A 23,562-nucleotide genomic window follows, 5' to 3' on the forward strand; every position below is an offset into this window, starting at 1 on the left:
CGATGACGGTGACACAGGACGGCCCGGCGGCCGAGGACGCGGTGCGGGCCGTGGACGAGGCCGCGGACGAGGCCGTGGTCCACGGCCCCGGCATCGACCCCGAGCGGCTCGCCGTCTGCCTCGGCGTGCTCGCCGAACTGGACGAGCTGGAGGTCGACCACCCGGACGCCATCGCGGTGCGCCGGGCCACGGCCGGCATCTACCGCACGGTCAAGCAGCGCCGCCGCCAGGAGCGCCGGGCCGCCAAGACCGCCCACGACAGGTCGGTCACCGAGGCCACCGCCACCGGCTCCGCCGAGCGCATCGACGACGAGACCGAGGGCCTGCTGCCCTCGTCCCGGACCGAGGAGGGCCGGGTCGCCGGGATACTCCAGCGCCCGCGCTCCTGCTACACCTGCAAGACCCGCTATGTCGAGGTCGACTACTTCTACCACCAGCTCTGTCCGGACTGCGCCGAGCTGAACCGCGCCAAGCGCGACGCCCGCGCCGACCTGACCGGCAAGCGTGCCCTGCTCACCGGCGGCCGCGCCAAGATCGGCATGTACATCGCGCTGCGGCTGCTGCGGGACGGCGCCCACACGACCATCACCACGCGCTTCCCGAAGGACGCCATCCGCCGGTTCAAGGCGATGGAGGACTCGGCGGACTGGCTGCACCGCCTGGAGGTCGTCGGCATCGACCTGCGCGACCCGGCGCAGGCCGTCGCCCTGGCGGAGCAGGTCAGCGCGGACGGCCCGCTCGACATCCTGATCAACAACGCCACCCAGACCGTGCGCCGGCTGCCGGCCGCCTACGCGGCCCTGGTCGACGGCGAGAGCGCCCCGCTGCCCGCCGGCGAGCTCCCCGCCCACCACGTCATCGGCGCCTTCAACTCCGGAGCCGTCGACGGCCTCGCCGCGCTGCCGCTGGGCACCAGCGGCCTCGACGCCCAGAAGGTCGCCGACCTCGCGCTGGTCGCGGGCAACGCCAGCGTGGCCCGGCACCTCGACGGCACCGCCATCGACGCGGGCGGCCTGGTCCCGGACGTCGTCGACACCAACACCTGGGTGCAGACCATCGACCAGATCTCCCCGGTGGAGCTCCTGGAGACCCAGCTCTGCAACTACACGTCGCCGTTCATCCTGATCAGCGCGCTCCGGCCGGCCATGGCGGTGGCCGCGAAGAAGGCGGCGCGCGGCCGGTCGTACGTCGTCAACGTCTCGGCGATGGAGGGTGTCTTCGGCCGCGGCTACAAGGGCGCCGGGCACCCCAACACCAACGCGGCCAAGGCGGCCATGAACATGGTCACGCGGACCAGCGCGGCGGAGATGTTCCAGACCGACGGCATCCTCATGACCTCCGTCGACACGGGGTGGATCACCGACGAACGGCCGCACTTCGACAAGCTGCGGCTGGCCGAGGAGGGCTTCCACGCACCGCTCGACCTGGTCGACGGGGCGGCCCGCGTCTACGACCCGATCGTGCTCGGGGAGCAGGGCGAGGACGTGTACGGGGTCTTCTTGAAGGACTACGCGCCGGGTAAGTGGTGAGTTTCGGCTGGTCGTGCGGGTGCGGGTGAGTGGGGGCTGGTCGCACCGTTCCCCGCGCCCCTGGGGGGTTGCGCCTGAGGCGTCGCGAGACGCTGCAGGTCGCGCCCACGCGGCGGCAGCCGCAGATCGGAACAGTCCCGCGCCCCCAGGGCACTGCAGCAGCCGCATATCGGGAAGTCCTGCGCCGCTTCAGGTGGAGATACGCGCCGCTCTCACCCTCGTACCGCCGTCCACCACCAGGTCTGCTCCCGTCACCCACTCCGCCGCGTCCGAGGCCAGCCACAGCACCGCCCCCGCCACGTCCTCCGGTTCTCCGATCCGCCCGAGCGGCAGGCCGTCGGCGATCTCCCGTTCGCGGGGTTCCCACATGAAGCGGGCCATCTCCGTGCGCACCAGGCCCGGTGAGACCGAGTTCACCCGCACCCGGGGTGCCAGTTCGCCCGCCAGCTGCTGGGTCAGGTGCAGGAGCGCGGCCTTGCTGGTGCCGTAGGCACCCACGTGGGGGCCGACATGGGTCGCGCCCTCCGTGCAGATGTTGACCACCGAGCCGCCGTGCTCCCGCATCCAGCCGCGCCACGCGCACTGGGTCAGCCGCAGCGGTGCCTCCACGTTCACCGTGAACGCCTCCCGCCACAGGCCCAGGTCGGCGTCCATGAGCGGGCCGTACGGGCGGTTGGTCGCCGCGTTGTTGACGAGGACGTCCAGCCGCCCGAACTCGGTCAGCGCCAGCCGGGTCAGCTCCCGGGCGTGCTCCGGCTCGGCGACGCTGCCGGCCAGGCCGATCCCGCCCAGCTCCGCGGCGGTACGCCGTACCTCGTCCGGGTCCCGCGCGCTCACGCACACCAGCGCTCCGGCCGCCGCGAGCGCCTCGGCGACCGCGCGCCCGATGCCGCGGGTGCCGCCGGTGACGACGGCCGCCCGGCCCCTGAGCCCGTACGACGGCCCGTACGATGACGTCATCGCCGTACCGTCTCATGACGGAACGTCAGTCGACAGCCCCCAGGCGGGAGTTGCGGGCGGCGACCAGTTCCAGGACGGTCCGCCAGTCCTCCAGGACGCCCGCGTCGAAGCTCGCGGTGCGGCTCTCCTCGTCGGCCTGGCGCAGTCGCAGCACGTCCTCGTCGGTGGCGGCGCCGTCCCCGCGGACGAGGTGGTAGACGCGTTCCCCGAGCAGGTGGCGTACCGCGTGTGCGGCGCCGTCGGCGGGGCCGAGCAGTTCCTCGACGCCGTGCACCAGGCCCGCCACCTGGAGTTCCTTGTCGGCGGGGCGGGCGCGGCGCAGCAGGGCCGCGGTGCGCAGGGCGCGCTGGTGCCGGCAGGCGTACAGCAGATCCATCAGCTCCTCGACGCTGCGCAGCTCCATGCGTCAGTCCTTCCGCGAGACAGCCGTTGTCCTGCGCCATCGGATCATGTCGAGTTTTCGACCCGGCCAACGCAACCTGAACTGCACAGCCTGTGAAGGGAGCGGCCGGTTGCGTGATCGAAGACGTGTTCGGATGGATAGGTCGAGCGGGTGGGGCGTAAACGGGGCATCATTTTACGAACAGGTGTATTTCGGGGTCGCCGAAGTGCGCAACGACTCGCGATAGTTACACCTTGTTTGCACTCCCTATCGAGCGGACCCCTGCTCATTTGGTTAATCTATAGAGGACGGACAGCACCTAGGGGTCCCACCCACACCCACGGTCCGTCCCGGGACAAGCCGGCAGACAACGGCCTGCTCTCTTGAGAATCACCGGCGCCACCGCGTCCGAACTGGCCTTCCATCCAGACCCGAGCGGGCGCCCGGCACCGGAACGCAGACCGTCCGGCACGCCCCGAGGGTGACCGACACATAAGGAGTGCGCGGTGACACCTGAGAAGACGAATCGCGAGCAGCGCCCCAAGGAACGCACGGAGCGCGCGGGCACGCGGCCCGGACAGCTCGGCAGCCTCGACGTGTGGGCCCGGTCCGCCCCGATCCGCCTCGCGGGTTACGAGGAGGACCTCGCGGAGCCCCACATCCTGCCGAGCGTGGACTGACAGGTCGGTCAGTCCCGTCGCGATCGCCGACGCGCATGGGCGTGCGAGACTCACGCCCATGCTGATCAGAGAAGCCACCGCGGCCGACTGGCCGCAGATCTGGCCCTTCTGGCACCGGATCGTCGCCGCCGCCGAGACCTACGGCTGGGACCCCGAGACCTCTCAGGAGGCGGCCCGCGCCCTGTGGATGAGCCCGGCGAAACGTGTCTACGTCGCCGAGGACCCCACCGGAGCCGTCGTAGGCTCCGCCTACCTGACCCCCAACTACGGGGGCCCCGCCGCGGGTGTCGCCAACGCCGGCTTCATGGTCGACCCCGACCGGGGCGGTCAGGGCATCGGACGCGCGCTCGCCGAGCACGTCCTCGCCGAGGCCCGGGCGCACGGCTACCGGGCGATGGTCTTCAACGCCGTCGTCGAGACCAACCCCGCCGCGGCCCTGTGGACCTCCCTCGGCTTCACGATCCTCGGCACGGTCCCGGGGGCCTTCGACCACCCGAAGCACGGACCGGTCGGCCTGCACATCATGTACCGCGCCCTGTGACCCGACTGCCGTTCCCTGCGGCCTAGCCGATCAGCGCCTCGGACACGTGCCACAGCCGGGCCGCGTTGTCCCGGTCCAGGGCGTACGGCGCGACTCCGCCGACGTTGGTGCCGCGCTCGGTGACCGGCTTCGCCTCCGCGCAGTCCTCGAAGTAGCGGCCGCTGACGCCCGCCACCGTCGGCGAGGCGGCCAGCAGCACCGAGGTCGCGGCGCCCTGTTCCACGGTCTTCTGCGGCGGGAGCGCGATGGCGCCCGAGGCGATGAAGTCGGCGATCTCCTGCAGGTCCATGTGCCGGGCCAGGTTGGTGTCCGCGATGTTGCCCGGCATCAGGGCGTTCGCCGTGATGCCGTCGTCGGCCCAGCGTTCCGCGGCGGCGACGGCGAACAGGATGTTGGCGGTCTTCGACTGGCCGTAGGAGGTCCACGGGTCGTAGGGGCGGAACCGGTAGTCCAGGTCGTCGAAGACGACGGGGGAGAAGAGGTGGCCGGTGGAGCTGACCGAGACGATCCGGGCGCCGTCCGCCGCCGCGAGCGCCCGGTGGAGGCCGGTGGTCAGGGCGAAGTGGCCCAGGTGGTTGACGCCGAACTGCTGCTCGCGGCCGTCGGGGGTGCGGGTGATCTCCTGCGGGGCCATCACACCGGCGTTGTTGACCAGGATGTGCAGCGGGCCCTGCCAGTCGGCCACGAAGGCCGCGACCGTCGACCGGTCGGCCAGGTCCAGCCGTCCCACGGTCAACTCGCCCGAGCCGGCCGGAAGTTCGGCCTCCAGGCGGGCGACGACGCGGTTGCCCGCCTCGGTGTTGCGTACGGCCAGGGTGACGTCGGCGCCGGCCGAGGCGAGCGCGCGGGCCGTCTCCACGCCGATGCCGGAGCTTGCTCCGGTCACCACGGCCCGGCGGCCGTGCAGGTCGACGCCGTCGACGACCTCGGCGGCGGTGGTGGTGGCTCCGAGGACGGCGGGGTTCTGGGGTACGGACATGAGGGGTTTCTCCTGTGGATGAGTGGGGGGTGTGGCCGGGGTTCGCCCCGGAGGGAGGTGTCGGCCGTCAGCCGTTCAGGGTTCCCATGTGCTCCGGCGCGTAGCGTTCGCCGGTGACCGCGCCGTGCGGGGCGACCGCCTCGATGGCAGCGAGGTCCTCGGCGGTGAGGGTCACTTCGGTGGCGGCGATGTTCTCCTCCAGGTAGCGGCGGCGCTTGGTGCCGGGGATGGCGACCGCGCCCTGCTGCTGGACCCAGGCGAGGGCCAGCTGGGAGGGGGTGACGCCCTTGTCGGCGGCGAGCCGGCGGACCTCGCGGACCACGTCGAGGTTGCGCCGGAAGTTCTCGCCCTGGAAGCGCGGGTCGGTACGGCGCCAGTCGTCCGCGGCGAAGTCGTCGGGGCTGGTGATCGCACCGGACAGGAAGCCGCGCCCCAGCGGGGAGTAGGCGACCAGGCCGATGTTCAGCTCCCGGAGGGTGTCCAGGACGCCGTCGTGCTCGATGCCGCGCTCGAAGAGGGAGTACTCGATCTGCAGGGCGGCGACCGGGTGGACCGCGTGGGCCCGCCGGATGGTCTGCGCGGAGGCCTCGGAGAGACCGATGTGCCCGATCTTGCCCTCGTCGACCAGCTCGGCCAGGGCGCCGACGGTCTCCTCGATCGGCACCTTGGGGTCGATGCGGTGCAGGTAGTAGAGGTCGACGTGGTCGGTGCCGAGGTGGCGCAGCGACCGGTCGAGTGCGTGGCGCACGTACTCCGGCGTGCCGTTCAGGCCGACCACCTGACCCTCGTCGGTGATCTCCACGCCGGTCTTGGTGGCGACCACGGCGGCCTCCCGGCGCCCGGCCAGCGCCTTGCCGAGCAGCTGCTCGTTGACGAAGGGGCCGTAGCTCTCGGCGGTGTCCAGCAGGGTGACGCCGAGCTCCAGCGCCCGGTCGACGGTGGCCAGCGACTCGGTCTCGTCGGTGGCGCCGTAGAAGGCGCTCATACCCATGAGGCCGAGGCCCTGGACGCCGACGGTCAGGCCCTGGCCGCCCAGTGCGCGCTGTTCCATGAGGTTCCTCGTTTCCGCGTTCGGATCCGTGCCCGGACCCATAACTAACTGGATAGATACGTTGACCGTAGGCCTGCTCGTCATCGATGTCAATAACTGGATAGTTACTTGCTAGGGTGGTGGTCATGTCACGGGATTCCAGCGCCACCAAGGCCCGGCTGCTCGACGCGGCCTTCAGCGAGTTCGCCGCCTACGGCATCGCCGGTGCCCGGGTGGACCGGATCGCCGAGGCCGCAGGGGCGAACAAGCGACTGATCTACGTCTACTTCGGCAACAAGGAACAGCTCTTCGACGCGGTGCTGCAACGGGCGATGACGGCGGGCGCCGAGTCCGTGCCGTTCGACGTCGGGAACCTGCCCGGATACGCCGGCGCGATCTTCGACCACCTGGTCGCACGCCCGGACCTGATGCGCCTGCGCCTGTGGAAACTGCTGGAGCGGCCCTCCGCCACCGGACTCGAACAGGACGCGTTCCGGAACAAGGCGGCCCTGGTGGCCGAGGCGCAGCAGCGCGGCGACCTCGACCCGGCCATGGCCCCCGACGACCTCCTCACCATGGTGCTCGCCGCGGCCCAGGCCTGGTTCTGGGCCGCCGAGGGCGTCGACCCCAAGGAGGCGAGTGAGTCCTGGCCCGCGGAGCGGCTGGCCCTGCACCGTACGGCGGTCGTCGAGGCGGCCCGCCGCATGACCGAGCCGAAGAAGCCGTAGTACTGCCGAGGACGCCGTAGTACTGCCGGGGACGCCGTAGCACTGCCGAGGACGCCGTAGCACTGCCGAGGACGCCGCAGTACTGCCGAAGAAGCCGCAGTACTCCCGTCACACCCGCAGCGACCACCCCGCGCCCTCGCCCCCTCGCGCCCTCGCGTCCCGCGCGTCACACGGGCACCGCGAGGTGCGAAAAGTCCCCTTAACCCCGTGACTCGGCCGTGCGTAGCCTCCTCTGCTGCCGGTCGTCCCCGAGCGCGGCTCGGTGGGAGCCAGCGGCGACCTGGTCCCGCTGTGCTACATCGCCTCCGTGCTGACCGGATCCGGCAGGGTCCGGTTCCGCGGCGAGGTGCGCGAGGCCTCCGAGGTCTTCCGCGAACTCGGGCTGGAACCGCTGGTGCCGGAGGCGAAGGACGGGCTGGCCCTGATCAACGGGACCTCGTTCAGCTCCGCCTTCGCGGTCCTCGCCACCGTCGCAGCCGAACGGCTCGCCTCGGTCGCCGCCCTGTGCACGGCGATGGCCTCCGAGGCGCTGCTGGGCAACCGGGGGCACTTCGCCGCGTTCATCCACGAGGCGAAGCCGCACCCCGGACAACTCGCCGGCGCCGAGCTGATCGCCCGGCTGCTCGCCGACTCCCGGCTGGCCCTCCCGCACAGCCAGGTGCTGGACCTCAACGACCCGCTCGACGAGGCCGGTTTCCAGCACCTGCGCCGCAGCATCCAGGACCGCTACTCGATCCGCTGCGCACCCCATGTCATCGGCGTGCTGATCGACACCGCGACCTGGGTGACCCGGTGGCTGAGCACGGAGATCAACTCCTCCAACGACAACCCGCTGTTCGACGTGGAGGGCGGCACCGTGCACAGCGGCGGCAACTCCTACGGCGGCCACGTGGTCCAGGCCATGGACTCGCTCAAGACGGCCGCGGCCAACATCGCCGACCTGCTGGACCGGCAGGTCGAGCCTCTCGTGGACGAGAAGTTCAACAACGGGCTCACCCCCAACCTGATCGTCCCCGCGGAGCAGGACTCCTGGGAGGCCGGGCTGCACCACGGCTTCAAGGGGATGCAGCCGGCGTGCTCGGCCGTCACGGCGGAGGCGCTGAAGGGCACGAACCCGGCCAGCGTGTTCTCCCGGTCCACCGAGGCCCACAACCAGGACAAGGTCAGCATGGCGCCGCTCGCGGCCCGTGACGCGCGCACGGTCATCCGCCTGGTGGCGGAGGTCGCGGCGATCCACCTGCTCACCGCCTGCCAGGCGCTGGACCTGCGCGGGGCCGAGCTCATGGCTTCGCGGACCCGGGCCGCGTACGAGCTGATCCGGGCCCGCGCGCCGTTCGTCGACACGGACCGGCGGATGGACGCGGACATCGCGGCCGTGGTGGACCTCATCCGCTCGGGTGCCCTTGACGACCTGACGTAGCGCCCCGAATGGGCGCGGGGCTGCATCGCATGTGCGGCTACCGCCGCGTGGGCGCGACCAGCCACGACGGCGCCGCGGATGAACGACGGCCCGTCTCGGCGCTGCCACGTGAGTGCCTCAGTCGACAGGCGCCGTCCGCTGCCAAGGCCGCAGCGTCTCCAGCTGCTGGGCCACCTCCAGCAGGACCGCCTCCGAGCCCGGCCGGCCGACCAGCTGTACGGCGCACGGGGCGCCCGACGGCAGCGTGCCGAACGGGACCGACATCGCCGGCCAGCCGGTGAGGTTCCAGGCCGGGGTCAGGGGGGAGTAGTTGGAACCGGCCAGGGCGTTGCGCAGCCAGCCCCGCTCGTGCCAGGGGGCCGCCCGCGGGGAGCGGCGGGCCAGGGCCGGGGTCAGCAGCACGTCGTGCTCGGCGAAGAACGGGGCGAGCCGGGCGCGCAGCCGCTCACGGGCGTCGCCCGCCTGGACCCCGCGCAGGAAGCGGCGCCCGATGGCCGCGTGCACCCGGGTCCGCCGGGCCAGCAGGGCGGGGTCCAGATCGGCGGCGTCCACGGCCGTCCCGGCGGTCCAGTGCCGAAGCGCGGTGACACCGATCGACGCCGGGTACGGCGGCTCGGCGCGCCGCAGCTCGTGTCCGGTGCCCGCCAGCAGCCCGGCCGCCTCCGTCACCGCGTTCGTATACGGTTTGCTGACGGTCACGCCGACCAGCGGGCTGCGCAGCGACACGGCGATCCTCCGCGGTGTGCGCTGCCCGGCGCCCTCGAACTCCTGCTCCGCCAGCACCGAGAGCATCAGCCGGGCGTCCGCCACGGTGGTCGCCAGCGGGCCGTTCTCCGACATGCCGAACCAGTCGCCGTTGCCGATCCCGGCCGGCACCACGCCGAACCCCGGCTTGATGGTGACCAGACCGCAGTTGGCCGCCGGGATCCGCAGCGAGCCCATGCCGTCGTTGCCGAGGGCGATCGGAGCCAGCCCGGCGGCGACCGCGGCCGCGCTGCCGCCCGAGGAGCCGCCCGCGCTGCGCCCGGTGTCCCAGGGGTTGCGGGTGATGCCGCTGACCCCCTCGGTGGTGCCGAAGACGCACAGCTCGGGCACGTTCGTCAGCCCGATGACCACCGCGCCCGCCGCCCGCAGCCGCGCCACGGTGACATGGTCCGCGTCGGCGGGCGTGTCCGGTGTCGCGGCCGAACCGTCCCGGTGTGCCTCCCCGCGTACCGGCAGGTTGTCCTTGACCGCCAACGGCACCCCGGCGAGGGGGAGTTCGGCGAGGTCGGCGCGGGCCGCGAGCTCGTCGGCCTCCGCCAGTGCCGCCTCGGCCCGGACCTTGCGGAACGCGCCGATCCGCCCGTCCAGGCGGGTGATCCGCTCCAGATGCGCGGCGACCACCTCCCGGGGGGTGACCTGCTTCTCGCGTACGGCGGCGGCGATCTCGGCGGCGGTCCGGCCGGCCCAGTTGGTCACGGGCGCTCCTCGGGGGGTGCGGAAAATTTGCTTACTCGTCGGTACGAAAGGGCACTCTGCCCCGCCGCGGGCTTCGCGTCGAGAGTCCACGCGTCCGGAGACGGTGATCCGGTGCGCTGCGGGCCGCTCGCCCAGGTCAGTGCCGACCTCGCAGGTCATCCGACGACTGGCTCAACTCCCGTCAGTGCACGCCCCATTGACAGGCCCCTGGGCCCGCTCAATCATCAGACATCCGATGAATGGAGCCGCTCATGAGCATGCCTCCCTACCCAAGACGTCAGGTTCTCGAGGTCGCGGCGGGGGCCGTCGCGGCGGCCGCCCTGCCCCTCGCCGCGCCGGCCGGGGCGCATGCCGCGACGGCCGGGGCCCCCGCCGCCGAGGCGACCGGCGGGCGGACCGCCGGTGCGGCGGCCGCGTCGTCCTGGGTTCCGGTACCGGTGCCGATCCCGGTACCGCTCGACGCCCTGTTCGACAACGATGGCATCGACACCGCCGCCGCCCGGGGCGGTGACTTCGACGGCTCCGGCTACACGTTCCCGGGCGAGGAACTCCCGGCCGGCCGGATCGAGGTCGACGGCGTCCCCTTCGACTTCCCCGCCGCGACGGCGGGCGCCAAGAACAACGTTGTCGCGCTGGGCCAGCGCGTCGGCCTTCCGCAGGGCCGCTACCTGTCGGCCGTCTTCCTCACCTCCGGCAGCTACGGCAACGCCGCCGGCACGGCCACCGTCCACTACGCCGACGGCACGACCAGTACCGCGGGCCTGAGCGGCGGCGACTGGTACGCGGTGGGCGGATCGCTGTCGGCGCCGTACCGCTACCAGCCCGACGGCGGCAAGGACGCGCACAGCGTCGGCATCGGCACCTCGGAGGTGTGGATCGACCCGCAGCGCGAGGCCGTCGCCCTCACCCTGCCGGTCACCAACCCGGCCGAGGCCGGCAAGACCGCCCTGCACGTCTTCGCGCTCTCCCTCCAGCCCGTGGCCCAGGGACGGGCCCTTGCCCTGCGCGACGCCCGCTCCACCAACTCCCTGCTCGACGCCTCCGGCGCCCAGAGCGTCGAGGCCACCGTCGTCAACGCGGGTACCGTCGCGATCCTGGCGGGCGACGCGGTGTCCGTGCGCGTCGACGTCCCCGGCGCCCGCACCGTCGAGCCCGCCCGCATCCGCCGCCTCGACCCCGGCGAACAGGCACGCGTCCACGTCGGCATCCGCAACCGCACCGGCACCGCCCCCGGCACCGCGCAGGACGGCACGGTGAGCGTTCACGGCCGCGGCACTCAAGTCGCCGCGGACAAGAGCACGTTGACCCTCGGCACCGCCGACTACCAGCCCGCCGAGACCTCGTTGGCCGGCCACCGGGCCCCGTACTGGTTCAACGACGCCAAGTTCGGCATCTTCATCCACTGGGGCGTCTACGCGGTGCCCGCGTGGGCGCCGGTCGGGGTGCAGTACGCCGAGTGGTACTGGGACCAGATGCAGGACCCGAACAACCCGACGTACGCCTATCACCGGGACACCTACGGCACGGACTTCGCCTACGACGACTTCATCCCCCGCTTCACCGCGGAGAAGTTCGACCCGCGCGCCTGGGTGGAGCTGTTCCGGGACGCAGGTGCCCAGTACCACGTCCTGACCTCCAAGCACCACGAGGGCTTCGCCCTGTGGGACACCAAGGTCTCCGACCGCAACGCGGTGAAGATGGGCCCGAAACGGGACGTGGTCAAGGAGTTGTTCGAGGCGTCCCGCCGGTACACCCCAGAACTCCACCGCGGCCTCTACTTCTCCATGCCCGAGTGGTTCAACCCCGACAGCCCCTGGATGGGCCACGCCCCGCGCAACCCGTACACCCTGGATCCGCTGCCGTACACCGGCTACACCCCGGGCAAGGACTTCGTGCGGGACTACCAGGCACCGCAGATGCTGGAACTGGTCCACGGCTACGACCCGGAGATCATCTGGTGCGACATCGGCGGCGACAACGACAGCGTCCATGTCCTCGCCGAGTACTTCAACCACGCCAAGAACCGGGCCCGTCCGATCGACGTGACCGTCAACGACCGCTCGGGCATCGGCTTCCACGACTACACGACGCCGGAGTACACGACGTACGCCGACACGGTCGTCGCCAAGTGGGAGGCCAGCCGCGGCCTCGACCCGCGCAGCTACGGCTACAACCAGGCGACCCCGGACGGCTCCTACATGACCGCCGAGGAGGTCGTGCACAGCCTCGTCGACATCGTCTCCAAGAACGGCAACTTCCTGCTCGACATCGGCCCGCGCGCCGACGGCACCATCCCGGAGATCATGCAGACCCGGCTGCGCGAGACGGGCGCCTGGCTGGCCGTCAACGGCGAGGCGATCTACGCCACCACGTACTGGTCGCGCATGGCCCAGCTCGGCGACGACCTGCGGTTCACGGTCCGCCCGGACGAGGCCTTCTACATCCACTCCCTGACCCGGCCGGGCGCCAAGCTCACCGTCGAGGCCCCGGTGCCGGTCCGCGCCGGCGACAAGGTGACCATGCTCGGCCACGGCCGACCGCTGACCTGGACCGTCGCCAACGGGGCCCTGGTGATCGACGTGCCCGAGGCGGCCCGCAGGGCGGGACAGCACGCCTGGGTGTTCAAGGTGGAGTGGCATGCCTGAGGCCGGACAGAGGCTGCTGCGGCTCCTCGGGGCCGCGGCGGCGCTGACCCTGCTGGCGGCCGTACTGGCCCTGCCGACGGCGGCACCGACCGCGGCGGTGGAGCGGGAGCACCAGGCGGCCACGCCGGTCACCGTGCCCGCGCTGACCGACTGGGCCCCGTCGAACGGGAGTTACACGTTCGGCCCCGGTACGCGTCTCGTCGCCGCCGGCACGGCCGGGCGCAAGGTCGCCGACACCCTCGCCGACGACCTCAGGGCCGCCGGGCGCGGCGTGGTCCCGGTCGTCGGGGGCGCCTCCCGCCCCGGCGACATCGTCATCGACGTCCGCCCCTCGGCACGGCCCACGCTGGGCACCGAGGGCTACGAACTCACCTCCGGCCGACGACTGTCGATCACCGGCGCGACGGAGACCGGCGCCTTCTACGGCACCCGCACCCTGCTCCAGCTGCTCGCCCAGGGCGACCGGATCCCCGCCGGGCACACCACCGACGTACCGCGCTACCGGGAGCGGGGCGTCGGCGTCTGCGCCTGCTACATCCACGTCTCCCTGCCCTGGCTGGAGAACCTGGTCCGGGAGATGGCCTACCACAAGCTCAACCAGCTGCTCCTGGAACTGAAGGTGAAGAGCGACGCCCATCCCGAGGCCGACACCTGGGGCTACTACACCAAGGACGAGATACGCCGCCTCGTCGCCCTCGGCGACCGCTACCACGTCGAGATCATCCCGGAGATCAACTCCCCGGGACACATGGACCCGTGGATCGAGAACCGCCCCGACCTCCAGCTCACCGACTCCGACGGCGCCAGGCAGCCCGCCCGCCTCGACGTCACCCGGCAGGCCGCCTTCGACTACTACACGAGCCTGATGGACGAGTACGCCCAGGTCTTCACCGCGAAGTCCTGGCACATGGGCGCCGACGAGTACATGCTCGGCTCCGACTACGCCAAGTACCCCCAGATGCTGAAGTACGCGCAGGACAAGTACGGCCCGAACGCCACCCCGCAGGACGCCTACGTCGACTTCGTCAACCGCGTCCAGGCCTACGCGGAGAGCAAGGGCCGGCACCTGCGCATCTGGAACGACGGCCTCACCGGCGCCAACACCGTCCCCGTGGCCGCCGGGACCACCGTCGAACACTGGCTGAACGTGGCCGTGAAACCGAGCCGGCTCATCGCCCAGGGCTATGCGGTGATGAACGCGTCCTACTCCCTCTACCTCGTCCGCGGCGGCTTCCACAGCGACACCGAGGCCCTGTACGACCAGAGTTGGGACCCGCGCTCCTTCGAGGGCGAGCAACTCGCCTCCGCCGACGGCATCACCGGCGCGAAGATCAGCCTCTGGCCGGACAACGGCAGCGGTGAGACCGAGAACGAGGTGGCCGCCGAACTGTGGCCCGCCCTGCGCCACATCGCCCAGGCCACCTGGGGCGACCCGCACCCCGACGCCACGTACGCGGAGTTCACCGCGCGCGGCACGGCCGTCGGGCACGCACCCGGCCTGCGGGACCTGACCGAGGTGCCGGTACCGGACGGGACGTACACCCTCCGGGCGGACGGGGTGTCGTACCGGGCGGAGGTCCTCCGCACCGCCGACGGCTACGCCACCCTGCGCGGCGCCGACGGCTGCCTGGAGATACGCGGCGGCAAGCTCACGCTCAACGCCCCGCTCCAGCCCGGGGTGGCGGCGACCTGGGAGCCCTGCGACAGCGAAAACACCCTGCAGCGCTGGGAGTTGGAGCCGACGGCGGGCGGCTACCACCTGATCGACGCGATCACGCGCATGGCGCTGACCGTGACGGACGACGGCCGAGCGGTCCAGTACCCGCCCGACCAGCGCGCCCCCGCCCTCTGGCACCTCTCCTGACCCGAGGAGCACGCCCATGGATCTCTCAAGACGCGTCTTCGTCACCTCGGCGGCGGCCCTGACGATGACGGCCGGACTTCCGGCCCTCCCTGCCGCCGCCATGGCGGACACCGACCGCTCCCGCATCCCGGTCGGCCCCGACGACACCGAGGCGGACCTGGTCCGCAAGGCCTCCCAGGTCCGCCCCACGGCACGGCAGATCGCCTGGCAGGCCCTGGAACGCACCGCGTTCCTGCACTTCGGCGTCAACACCTTCACCGGCCTGGAGTGGGGCACCGGCGACGAGGACCCGGACGTCTTCCAGCCCACCGGTCTCGACACCGACCAGTGGGCCCGCGCCCTGAGCGACGGCGGCTTTCGCCTCGCCATCCTCACCGTCAAGCACCACGACGGCTTCGTCCTCTACCCGTCCCGGTACACCGACCACACGGTGGCGAGCAGCAGTTGGCGCGACGGCCGGGGCGACGTCCTGCGCTCCTTCGCGGACTCCATGCGCGGCCACGGCCTGAAGGTCGGCGTCTACATCTCCCCGGCCGACGAGAACCAGTACCTGCACGGCGTCTACGCCAACGGCAGCGCGCGGACCGCCCGGACGATCCCGACCCCGGTGGCGGGCGACGACCGTTCCCCGGCCCGCTCCTTCACCCTCGACGCCACCGACTACGGCGCCCACATGCTCAACACCCTCTACGAGGTGCTCACCGAGTACGGCCCGGTGGACGAGGTCTGGTTCGACGGCGCGCAGGGCCACATCCCGCCGGACAAGGTGGAGGACTACGACTGGGACAGCTGGTACACGCTGGTCCGCTCGCTCGCCCCGGACGCGGCGATCGCGGTCACCGGCCCCGACCTGCGCTGGGTCGGCAACGAGGGCGGGCTGGCGCGCGAGGACGAGTGGAGCGTCATCCCGGTCAAGGAGAACCAGTACGGGCGCACGGACTGGGCCCTGTCCTACGACACCGCCGACGAGGGCAGCCGGACCGCGCTGGTCGCAGCACAGCCGAAGACCGACTACCTCCAGTGGTGGCCGGCCGAGTGCGACGTGTCGATCAGGGACGGCTGGTTCTACCACCCGGACCAACTACCGAAATCCGTCGACGAGCTGACCGACATCTACTTCGGCTCGGTCGGCCGCAACGCGGTCCTGCTGCTCAACGTCCCACCGGACACGGACGGGTTGCTGCACGCCACGGACGTGGTCCGGCTGCGCGAGTTCCGCGAGCGCGTGGACCGGGAACTGCCCGAGGACCTGGCGCGGGGCGCGCGCCGGTCGGTGACGCCGGGCGGGGTGACCGTGGACCTGGGCCGGGAGCGGGAGGTGGACCGGGTCCGGCTGGCGGAGGACATCCGGTACGGGCAGCAGGTGGAGGGGTTCGTGGTCGAGGCGTACGCGGACGCAGGATGGTTCGGGGTGGCCACGGCCGGGACGGTCGGGGCGAGCAGGATCCTGCGACTCGCCGAGCCGGTGCGGGCCCGCCGGTGGCGGGTCCGGGTCACGGCGGCGCGCGGGACGGTGCGATTGGCGGAGTTCGCTCTGTTCCGATCGTCGCTGCACCGCGCCCCGTAGGGGCGCGAGGCTGTATCCGATATGCGGCTTCGCCGTGTGGGCGCGACCAGCCCCCACCGGCCCGCGGTGAACGAACTGCATGACCCGCGGAGCGCTCAGACGCGAGCGGATGCCGTGCTGCCCCGTACCGTCAGCCGGGGCACCGGCACCCGCACCGCCCGAGCCGCACCCCCGTCCAACAGGGCCGTCAGCTCCCGGGCCGCCGTGCGGCCGAACTCCGTGCTGTCGCGGGAGAGGGCGGAGAGCCAGGGCTTGACCATGCGGCACAGGGCCGAGTCCTCCCAGGAGACGACGGAGACGTCGTCGGGGACCGAGTAGCCGAGCTCCGCCGCTGCCGCGACGCCGGCCACCGCCATCACGTCGTTGTCGTAGATGAGGGCCGTCGGGGGCGGGGTCGCGCGCAGGACGCGGCGGGTGACGGCCGCGCCCTCGGCGTCGGAGTAGTCGGTGGTGACCGAGTGGACCTCGCCCAGGCCGCGCCGGTCGGCCTCGGCGCGCAGGGTGCGGATACGGCGCTGGGTGTGCGCGAGGCCGGGCAGGCCGGCGATGTGGACGATGCGCCGGTGGCCGAGACCGGTCAGCTCGTCGACCACCGACGCCATCGCGGCCGCGTCGTCCGCCCACACCGTGGACAGACCCGGGTGCCGGTCGTCGGGTGCGCCGCCGATCACCACGGCGGGCAGACCCAGTTCGTCGAGCAGGTCGGGGCGCGGGTCGTCGGCGCGCGGGTCCACCATCAGGATCCCGTCGACGCGGTGCTCCGCCCACCAGCGGCGGTAGACCGCGCACTCGTCGGCCACGTCCTCCGCCATCTGGAAGAGCAGACCGAGATGGCGTTCGGCGAGCACCTCCTGGATGCCCGAGACCAGTTGGAGGAAGAAGGAGTCCACGCCCAGGGAGTGCGCGGGGCGGGCGAGGACGAAACCGACCGTGGCCGCGCCCTCGCCGGAGAGCGCGCGGGCGGCCGTGCTGGGGCGCCAGCCGAGCTGCTCGGCCACCCGCTGCACCCGGGCCCTGGTCGTCTCGGAGACCCCGGGGCGGCCGTTGAGCGCGAAGGAGACCGCGCTCTCGGAGACTCCGGCGCGGCGCGCGATGTCCTTCATCGTCGGCCGGCGCGCGGGGACGCGTTTCTCCGCCAACTCACTTCCTCATTCGGTCGGGACGGCGATCTGCTAATGCGCTTGAGTCCAAACACCCTAAAGCGTATTAGTGATCGAGCGCAATGCGCTCATAATACCTTGCTGAACAGGGGGTTTGAGCCACTAATGACTTTAGCTCCGCCGAATCCATTGACGCGGTGCCAAAACGGCGTGCAAGGTCTGGCGCGGCACCTCCGGCCGACCCCGCCGCAAAGGAGCAACGGACCATGCGTATCTCCCGCAGAGCCTTCGCCCTCGCCGCTGCCGCCGTCCTCGCCCTGCCGCTGAGCGCCTGCGGTTCCGGCGGGGACGACGGCGGTTCCACCGACGCCTCGGGCAAGGTCGAGGGCGACATCACCTTCCAGACCTGGAACCTGCGCGCCAACTTCAAGCCGTACTTCGACGGCCTCGTCGCGGACTTCGAGAAGAAGTACCCGGGCACCCATGTGAAGTGGATCGACCAGCCGGCCGAGGGCTACGCCGACAAGATCAGCGCGGACGCGGCCGGCGGCACGCTCCCGGACGTCGTCAACGTCTCCCCGGACCTGGTCGCCCCGCTCGCCAAGGCGGGCCTCGCCCTCGACCTCGACAAGGCGGCGGCCAAGTACAAGCCCGAGTACCTGGCGGGCGCCTGGGCCAGCCATCAGATACCGGGGACGAGCGGGACGTACGCCTTCCCCTGGTACCTGAACACCGGACCGCTCTTCTACAACAAGACCCTGTTCAAGCAGGCCGGGCTCGACCCCGACCAGCCGCCGAAGACGTACGACGAACTCTTCGCCGACGCCCTGAAGATGGCGCAGCAGAGCGACGGCAAGGTCGCCACCCTCGCCAACGTGCCGACCATCGAGGACTTCGGGCGGTACGGCTCGCAGCTGATGAACGAGGCGGGGACCGGGTTCGCCTTCAACGACGCCAAGGGGGTCGAACTGCTCACCAAGTACAAGGAGTTGTACGACGCCAAGGCGCTCGACCCGCAGGCGCTGACCGCCACTCCCGAGTCCACCGGCAAGAAGTTCCTCACCGGGGCCGTCGCCATGAATCCCGGCAGCGCCCTCGACCTCGCCAACTTCAAGAAGCAGGCGCCGAGCCTGTACAAGAACATCGGCATCACCGACCAGATCACCAGCACCGGGCACGTCAACATGTACGTGATGGGCGTGATGGTCAACTCGAAGACCAAGCACACGGCGGCCGCCGTCGCCTTCGCGCACTTCGTGACCGACGCGCAGAACCAGATGTCCTTCGCCAAGAAGGTCGCCATCTTCCCGAGCACCGCCGGCTCCCTCGACGACCCGTACTTCACCAAGGAGGACGGTACCGACGAGACCCGGGTGCGCATCGCCGCCGCCAAGTCGCTGAAGAACGCGGTCAACTACACGCCCGTGCTGTTCAGCGACCAGATGAAGACCGCGCTGCGCAACGAGGTCGCCAAGACGCTGCAGGGCAAGGAGAGCCCCAGGACAGCCCTCGACAACGCTGTCAAGGCCTGCGACCGGCTGCTCCAGCAGGAGGGCTGAGGACCCGATGGCCGGCGTGACTCGCGTGCGGCGCCAACTGCCCACCAGCCCCTGGTTGTTCGCCGCCCCCGGGCTGCTGGTCGTCGGTGCCTTCGTGCTCTACCCCTTCGTCTCGACGGTGGTCAACTCCTTCACGGACCGCCGCACCCTGATCCCGGGCCGCTTCGTCGGTCTCGCCAACTTCCGCGAGCTCATCCACGACGACATGTTCTGGACCGGACTGCGCAACAGCACCCTGTACATCGTCGGGGTGGTGCCCGCCCTCGTCGTCCTGCCCCTGCTGCTCGCCCTGCTGGTGCAGAAGAACATCCCCGGCATCACCTTCTTCCGGTCCGCCTTCTACACCCCGGTCGTCGCCTCGATCGTCGTGGTCGGACTCATCTGGGTGTGGCTCCTGGACGAACGCGGCCTGGTCAACTCGCTGCTGGAGACCGTCGGGATCGGCCGGGTCGGCTTCCTCAGCGACCAGTGGCTGCTCCTGCTGAGCGCGATGGCGGTCACGGTCTGGAAGGGTCTCGGCTACTACATGATCATCTATCTGGCCGCGCTCGCCGACGTGCCGCGCGAGCTGCACGAGGCCGCCGCCGTGGACGGCGCCGGAGCGGTCCGGCGCTTCCTCACCGTCACCGTGCCCGCCGTGCGCTCCACCATGGTGCTGGTCGCCGCGCTCTCCTCGGTCGCCGCCTTCAAGACGTTCTCCGAGGTCTACCTGCTGGCAGGACCGGACGGCGGCCCGGCCGGCGAGGACACCACCCTCGTCATGCTCGTCCAGCAGACCGGCACCGGACTCACCGGCCGGGTCGGCTACGCCTCGGCCCTCTCCGTCGTCGTCTTCGTCGTCACCGTCGCGCTGATGCTCCTCGTGCTGCGCGCCGACCGGAGGGAGCGCCCGTGAGCACCGCGCCGCCCATGAGCACCGACGCGCCCACGAGCAGCGCGCCGCCCGTACGCCCCGTCAAGGAGCCTCGGGTCACCGACGAACACGGGCGCCGCATCCGGATCGGCGAACTGGTCCTGCGGTACGCGCTGTTGCTGGTCGTCCTCGCCATCACGATCGGCCCGTTCCTGTGGCAGCTGTCCACCTCGCTCAAGGGCCCGACCGAGGACATCTTCGCCTCACCGCCCAGCTTCCTGCCGGAACACCCCACCCTCCACAACTACCGGCGGGTCGCCGACACCATCCCCGTCTGGGACTACGCCCTCAACTCCCTGAAGGTCGCGAGCGCGAGCGTGGTGACCAACTGCGTCGGCTCGGCACTCGCCGGCTACGCCCTGGCCCGGCTGCGCTACCGCGGCCGCCGGATCGCCACCCTCGTGTTCATCCTCGCGATGCTGGTGCCGGTGGAGGGCATCATCATCGCCCAGTTCACCACCATGCGCGAACTCGGCCTCAACAACACCCTGACCGGCGTCGTCCTGCCCGGCTCGATCGGCGCCATGAACGTGCTGCTGATGCGCAACGCCTTCCTCAACCTCCCCTACGAGATCGAGGAGGCGGCCTACGTCGACGGCGCCAACGCCTGGCAGCGGTTCCTGCGGATCGCCCTGCCGTCGGTCAAGGGCACCCTCGCCGTCGTCGCGATCTTCGCCTTCATGGGCGCCTGGGACGACTTCCTGTGGCCGCTCATCGTGCTCAGCGACCCCTCCAGGTTCACGCTCACCATCGGCCTCAACTACCTGCACGGCACCTTCGCCAACGACGAACGCCTCGTCGCCGCCGGCACCGTGATCGCCGTGGCCCCGCTCATCGCCCTGTTCGCCTGCCTCCAGCGGTACTTCTTCCGGGGCGTCGGCGAGGGAGCCGTCAAGGGCTGACCCCCGTCAATCGCCAGCAAGGAATACGCATGCCTCCTGCCGTGCGCTTCGGCGTCAACTACACCCCCAGCGAAGGGTGGTTCCACCACTGGCTCGACTTCGACCTCGACTCCGTACGCGCCGACCTCGACTCGATCGCCGCGCTCGGCCTGGACCACATCAGGGTCTTCCCGCTGTGGCCCTACTTCCAGCCCAACCGCACACTGATCCGCCCGCACGCCGTCGAGCAGCTCCTCGCCCTCGCCGACGCGGCGGCCGAACGGGGCCTGGACGTCAACGTCGACGGTCTGCAGGGGCACCTGAGCAGCTTCGACTTCCTGCCCGCCTGGACCCGTACCTGGCACCGGCGCAACCTCTTCACCGACCCGCAGGTCGTCGAGGGTGAGGCCGCCTACCTGCGCACCCTCGCAGCCGCCCTCGCGGACCGGCCCAACTTCATCGGGATGACCGTCGGCAACGAGGTCAACCAGTTCGCCGCGGGACCGCATCCCGATCCGGACCGGATCAGCGCGGCGGAGGCGGAACAGTGGCTCGTACGGCTGCTGGCCGCCTGCGCCGAGGGCGCCCCCGGCCGGCTCCATCTGCACGCCTCCTACGACGCCGCCTGGTACCAGGACGACCAGCCCTTCACCCCCGCCCACTCGGCCCGCCTCGGCGAGGTCACCGCCGTCCACTCCTGGGTGTTCGACGGCACCGCCCAGCGGCATGGCCGCACCGCTCTCCAGACCGAGCAACACGCGGCGTATCTGGTGGAGTTGAGCAAGGCCTGGGCCGAGGACGCGCACCGGCCCGTCTGGCTCCAGGAGGTGGGCGCGCCCGCCCCGCTGATCCCCGCCGAGCACGCGGCCGCCTTCGCCGAGGCGACGATCACCGCCGTACTGGACTGCCCCGACCTGTGGGGCATCACCTGGTGGTGCTCCCACGATGTCAGCCGGAGCCTCGCCGACTTCCCCGAACTCGAATATGGTCTAGGCCTGTTGACCAACGACCGCAAGCCCAAGGACATCGCCCACGTCCTCGCGGCGGCCGAGTCCAGGGCGGCGGCGGCGCGTTCCACCGCGCTCGTCGTGCCCTCGGAACCGGCCCTGCGCTCCCGGTGCGCGCCCGGCGGTCCCGTCTTCGACGCCTGGTTCCGGCTGGCCGCCGACGGCGCCCGCCCCACCACCGTCCTCGACACGCGCGCGACCGACCAGGAGCATCTCGTCGCACGCGGCATCACCGAAGTCGTCACTCCCGACCAGGTTCTCCCCACCCCACAAGGAGGCACCCGCTCGTGAACCCCACCAGACGCACCGTCCTCGTCGCCGCCACCGCGGCGGCCTTTTTACCCACTCCCGCCAGGGCCGCCACCCCGAAGGCCACCGCGGCCGCCACCACGGCCACCCCGCCCTACGCGTCGTACTTCTACCCGGACTCGTTCCCCTCCGGGAGCCCGGGCACCGGCATCACCTGGCGCAGCCTGAAGACCTGGACGGCGGCCGGCGACCCCGATCTCGCCTTCAACGCCGCCTCCGTGCCGCTCGCCACCCGCTTCACCCCGACCCCCGCCAACACCACCGCCCGCTCCGGACAGGCCCGCATCCAGTCGCTGGTCTCCTTCGGGCCCACGTCCAGCAACCCGTCCCAGGGCTCGGCCACCGCCGACTACTACGCCCTCACCCACTGGGCCTACCTCGACGAGCTGGTCTTCTGGGGCGGCTCGGCGGGCGAGGGCCTGATCCTCGCCCCGAACGCGCCGATCGTCGACGCGGCCCACCGGCACGGCGTGCCCGTCCTCGGCAACATCTTCCTGCCGCCCACCGCCTACGGCGGCCAGCTCCAGTGGACCCGCGACCTGGTCCAGACGGACACCACCGGGCACTACCCCCTCGCGGCCCAGCTCGTCGCCCTGGCCGCCGCCTACGGCTTCGACGGCTGGTTCGTGAACGCCGAGACCAGCGGCGGCAACACCGCCCTCGGCACCGCCATGCTCGGCTTCGTCAGGGAGCTCAAGTCCCTCGCCGCGGCCCGGGGACAGCGGGTCACCTGGTACGACGCGATGACCGTCAACGGCACGGTCAGCTGGCAGGGCGCGCTGAACAGCCAGAACCAGTCGTTCTTCCAGGCGGCCGACGACATGTTCGTCGACTTCCGGTGGAGCACCTCGACGCTCACCTCGTCGGGCACCAACGCCGTCCAGCTCGGCCGCAGCCGCTACGAGCTGTGGGCCGGGGTCGACGTCGAGTCCAACGGCTCCAACACCTCCGTGAACTGGAACGCGATGGTGCCCAGCAGCTCGGCGCACATCACGTCCGTCGGCTTCTACCGGCCCGAGTGGACCCGCAACCACCTGCCCGCGAGCCGTACCCCCGGCGACTTCCACGCCGCCGACGACCGGTTCTGGACCGGACGGTCACTCGACCCGTCCCTGCCCGACAGCACGGATCCCTGGCGGGCCCCGGCCGTGTCGGTGGCGGACCGGTCGACGGTGACGGCGGTGCCGTTCGCGAGCGTCTTCAACACCGGGCACGGACTGCGCTGGTACGAGGACGGCGAGGTCGCCTCGGACGCGCCCTGGAACCACCTCGGCCTGCAGGACCGGCTGCCGTCGCGGCGCTGGGCGGTCCGGACGGCGGGCACCAGGCCGGCCGTGACCTTCGACTTCGCGGACGCCTGGCGGGGCGGCAGCAGCGTGCTGGTGAACGGCGCGCTGGACCAGCCGACGGTCCTGGACCTCTACGCGACCCAGCTCCCGATCACGGCACAGACGGTTGTCGAGCTGACCTACCGGACCGACTCTGGAGGCGTGGACGTCGAGCTCGCCATCGCCACCGCCGAACCGGGCAGCGCCGGTGCCGCGCCGCCGTACACCTACCTGCCGGTGGACTCGGGCGACGGCTGGTCGACCGCGACCGTACCGCTGACCGGTCTCTCCGGCACCGTCCACGCCCTCGGGGTCCGCCTCACCGCGACCACCGGGCCGGTCCAGTGGCGGCTCGGCGCGATCGCCGTACGGGAGGCGCCGAGCACCCCCGCCGCTCCCGCCGCCGCGCAGGTCACCGCGGCCGACGGCGGCAGCCTGCGGCTCGCCTGGGACGCCGCGCCCGGGGCCGTCCGGCAGTACACCCTGCACCGGCTCCTCCCCGACGGCACCCGGCGCTTCCTCGGCGCCACCGGCCAGCGGGCCTATTTCCTGACCGGCCTCCAGCCGGAGCAGGGCGAGACGACGGCACGGTTCGAAGTGCGTGCCGTAGGGGAGCTGTACACCTCGTCGGATCCCGTGACCGTCACGCACACCTGGTAACCGGTAACCAACAAACGGA

At 71.5% G+C, this 23,562-nt stretch carries 19 protein-coding genes; 13 read left to right on the plus strand and 6 right to left on the minus strand.

Translation table 11 applies throughout. From position 1 onward, the window contains the following. Window positions 1-2 precede the first annotated feature (2 nt). A complete protein-coding gene (locus tag ACFWPQ_RS14900) occupies window positions 3-1,529 on the plus strand; it encodes an SDR family NAD(P)-dependent oxidoreductase (protein ID WP_384033812.1) in 1,527 nt (508 codons plus the stop codon). Window positions 1,530-1,718: 189 nt separating this feature from the next. Here the strand turns inward: ACFWPQ_RS14900 and ACFWPQ_RS14905 are convergent, their stop codons facing one another. Then, complete coding sequence (locus ACFWPQ_RS14905) at window positions 1,719-2,489, minus strand: SDR family oxidoreductase (RefSeq protein ID WP_384033527.1); 771 nt, start codon at window positions 2,487-2,489, stop codon at window positions 1,719-1,721. 25 nt (window positions 2,490-2,514) lie between these two features. Then, window positions 2,515-2,892, minus strand: coding sequence for a hypothetical protein (locus ACFWPQ_RS14910; RefSeq protein WP_384033530.1), 378 nt, complete (start codon window positions 2,890-2,892; stop codon window positions 2,515-2,517). Window positions 2,893-3,377: 485 nt separating this feature from the next. Between ACFWPQ_RS14910 and ACFWPQ_RS14915 the strand changes: the two genes are divergently transcribed. After that, entirely contained in the window at window positions 3,378-3,551 is a 174-nt protein-coding gene (locus ACFWPQ_RS14915; protein ID WP_107436349.1) for a hypothetical protein, read from the plus strand. Window positions 3,552-3,609: 58 nt separating this feature from the next. Beyond that, window positions 3,610-4,092 carry a GNAT family N-acetyltransferase gene (locus ACFWPQ_RS14920; protein WP_384033533.1) on the plus strand — a complete coding sequence of 161 codons (483 nt, stop codon included), beginning with the start codon at window positions 3,610-3,612 and terminating at the stop codon, window positions 4,090-4,092. Window positions 4,093-4,114: 22 nt separating this feature from the next. Here ACFWPQ_RS14920 and ACFWPQ_RS14925 read toward each other — a convergent pair whose 3' ends face one another. Together ACFWPQ_RS14925 and ACFWPQ_RS14930 are read right to left on the minus strand one after the other, a co-directional pair. Beyond that, window positions 4,115-5,071, minus strand: coding sequence for an SDR family NAD(P)-dependent oxidoreductase (locus ACFWPQ_RS14925; protein WP_384033536.1), 957 nt, complete (start codon window positions 5,069-5,071; stop codon window positions 4,115-4,117). 67 nt (window positions 5,072-5,138) lie between these two features. After that, window positions 5,139-6,122 carry an aldo/keto reductase gene (locus ACFWPQ_RS14930; protein WP_384033539.1) on the minus strand — a complete coding sequence of 328 codons (984 nt, stop codon included), beginning with the start codon at window positions 6,120-6,122 and terminating at the stop codon, window positions 5,139-5,141. Between the two features lie 125 nt (window positions 6,123-6,247). Here ACFWPQ_RS14930 and ACFWPQ_RS14935 point away from each other — a divergent pair, with 125 nt between their 5' ends. Both ACFWPQ_RS14935 and hutH read left to right on the plus strand, forming a co-directional pair. Then, on the plus strand, window positions 6,248-6,829 hold the full coding sequence (locus ACFWPQ_RS14935; protein WP_384033542.1) for a TetR family transcriptional regulator: 582 nt from the start codon (window positions 6,248-6,250) through the stop codon (window positions 6,827-6,829). 235 nt (window positions 6,830-7,064) lie between these two features. Then, window positions 7,065-8,249 carry a histidine ammonia-lyase gene (hutH, locus tag ACFWPQ_RS14940; RefSeq protein ID WP_384033816.1) on the plus strand — a complete coding sequence of 395 codons (1,185 nt, stop codon included), beginning with the start codon at window positions 7,065-7,067 and terminating at the stop codon, window positions 8,247-8,249. A gap of 117 nt (window positions 8,250-8,366) precedes the next feature. On the opposite strand, the gene ACFWPQ_RS14945 is transcribed toward hutH, so the two are convergent. Then, the gene (locus tag ACFWPQ_RS14945; protein WP_384033544.1) at window positions 8,367-9,710 is read right to left on the minus strand and encodes an amidase; all 1,344 of its coding nucleotides are present in this window, start codon (window positions 9,708-9,710) and stop codon (window positions 8,367-8,369) included. Between the two features lie 257 nt (window positions 9,711-9,967). Between ACFWPQ_RS14945 and ACFWPQ_RS14950 the strand changes: the two genes are divergently transcribed. The 3 genes from ACFWPQ_RS14950 to ACFWPQ_RS14960 are packed head-to-tail and all read left to right on the plus strand — an operon-like array spanning window position 9,968 to window position 15,786. Next, window positions 9,968-12,355, plus strand: coding sequence for an alpha-L-fucosidase (locus ACFWPQ_RS14950; protein WP_384033819.1), 2,388 nt, complete (start codon window positions 9,968-9,970; stop codon window positions 12,353-12,355). Beyond that, on the plus strand, window positions 12,348-14,219 hold the full coding sequence (locus ACFWPQ_RS14955) for a family 20 glycosylhydrolase (protein ID WP_384033547.1): 1,872 nt from the start codon (window positions 12,348-12,350) through the stop codon (window positions 14,217-14,219). The genes ACFWPQ_RS14950 and ACFWPQ_RS14955 overlap by 8 nt, the downstream gene beginning before the upstream one ends. 16 nt (window positions 14,220-14,235) lie before the next feature. Then, on the plus strand, window positions 14,236-15,786 hold the full coding sequence (locus ACFWPQ_RS14960) for an alpha-L-fucosidase (protein WP_384033550.1): 1,551 nt from the start codon (window positions 14,236-14,238) through the stop codon (window positions 15,784-15,786). A gap of 95 nt (window positions 15,787-15,881) precedes the next feature. On the opposite strand, the gene ACFWPQ_RS14965 is transcribed toward ACFWPQ_RS14960, so the two are convergent. Next, window positions 15,882-16,889, minus strand: coding sequence for a LacI family DNA-binding transcriptional regulator (locus ACFWPQ_RS14965; RefSeq protein ID WP_384033822.1), 1,008 nt, complete (start codon window positions 16,887-16,889; stop codon window positions 15,882-15,884). Between the two features lie 263 nt (window positions 16,890-17,152). Here ACFWPQ_RS14965 and ACFWPQ_RS14970 point away from each other — a divergent pair, with 263 nt between their 5' ends. Genes ACFWPQ_RS14970 through ACFWPQ_RS14990 form a run of 5 tightly spaced genes read left to right on the plus strand, consistent with a single transcriptional unit; the run spans window position 17,153 to window position 23,543 of the window. Further along, entirely contained in the window at window positions 17,153-18,445 is a 1,293-nt protein-coding gene (locus ACFWPQ_RS14970) for an ABC transporter substrate-binding protein (protein ID WP_384033552.1), read from the plus strand. 7 nt (window positions 18,446-18,452) lie between these two features. Then, window positions 18,453-19,340, plus strand: coding sequence for a carbohydrate ABC transporter permease (locus ACFWPQ_RS14975; protein WP_384033555.1), 888 nt, complete (start codon window positions 18,453-18,455; stop codon window positions 19,338-19,340). 14 nt (window positions 19,341-19,354) lie between these two features. Then, window positions 19,355-20,260, plus strand: coding sequence for a carbohydrate ABC transporter permease (locus ACFWPQ_RS14980; RefSeq protein WP_384033825.1), 906 nt, complete (start codon window positions 19,355-19,357; stop codon window positions 20,258-20,260). Window positions 20,261-20,289: 29 nt separating this feature from the next. Beyond that, entirely contained in the window at window positions 20,290-21,537 is a 1,248-nt protein-coding gene (locus ACFWPQ_RS14985; protein WP_384033557.1) for a glycosyl hydrolase, read from the plus strand. Beyond that, window positions 21,534-23,543, plus strand: a complete 2,010-nt coding sequence (locus tag ACFWPQ_RS14990; RefSeq protein WP_384033559.1) for an endo-beta-N-acetylglucosaminidase — start codon at window positions 21,534-21,536, stop codon at window positions 23,541-23,543. The genes ACFWPQ_RS14985 and ACFWPQ_RS14990 overlap by 4 nt, the downstream gene beginning before the upstream one ends. Window positions 23,544-23,562 lie beyond the last annotated feature (19 nt).

Origin of the sequence: Streptomyces sp. NPDC058464 (assembly GCF_042721035.1) — a bacterium.
GTDB lineage: Bacteria > Actinomycetota > Actinomycetes > Streptomycetales > Streptomycetaceae > Streptomyces.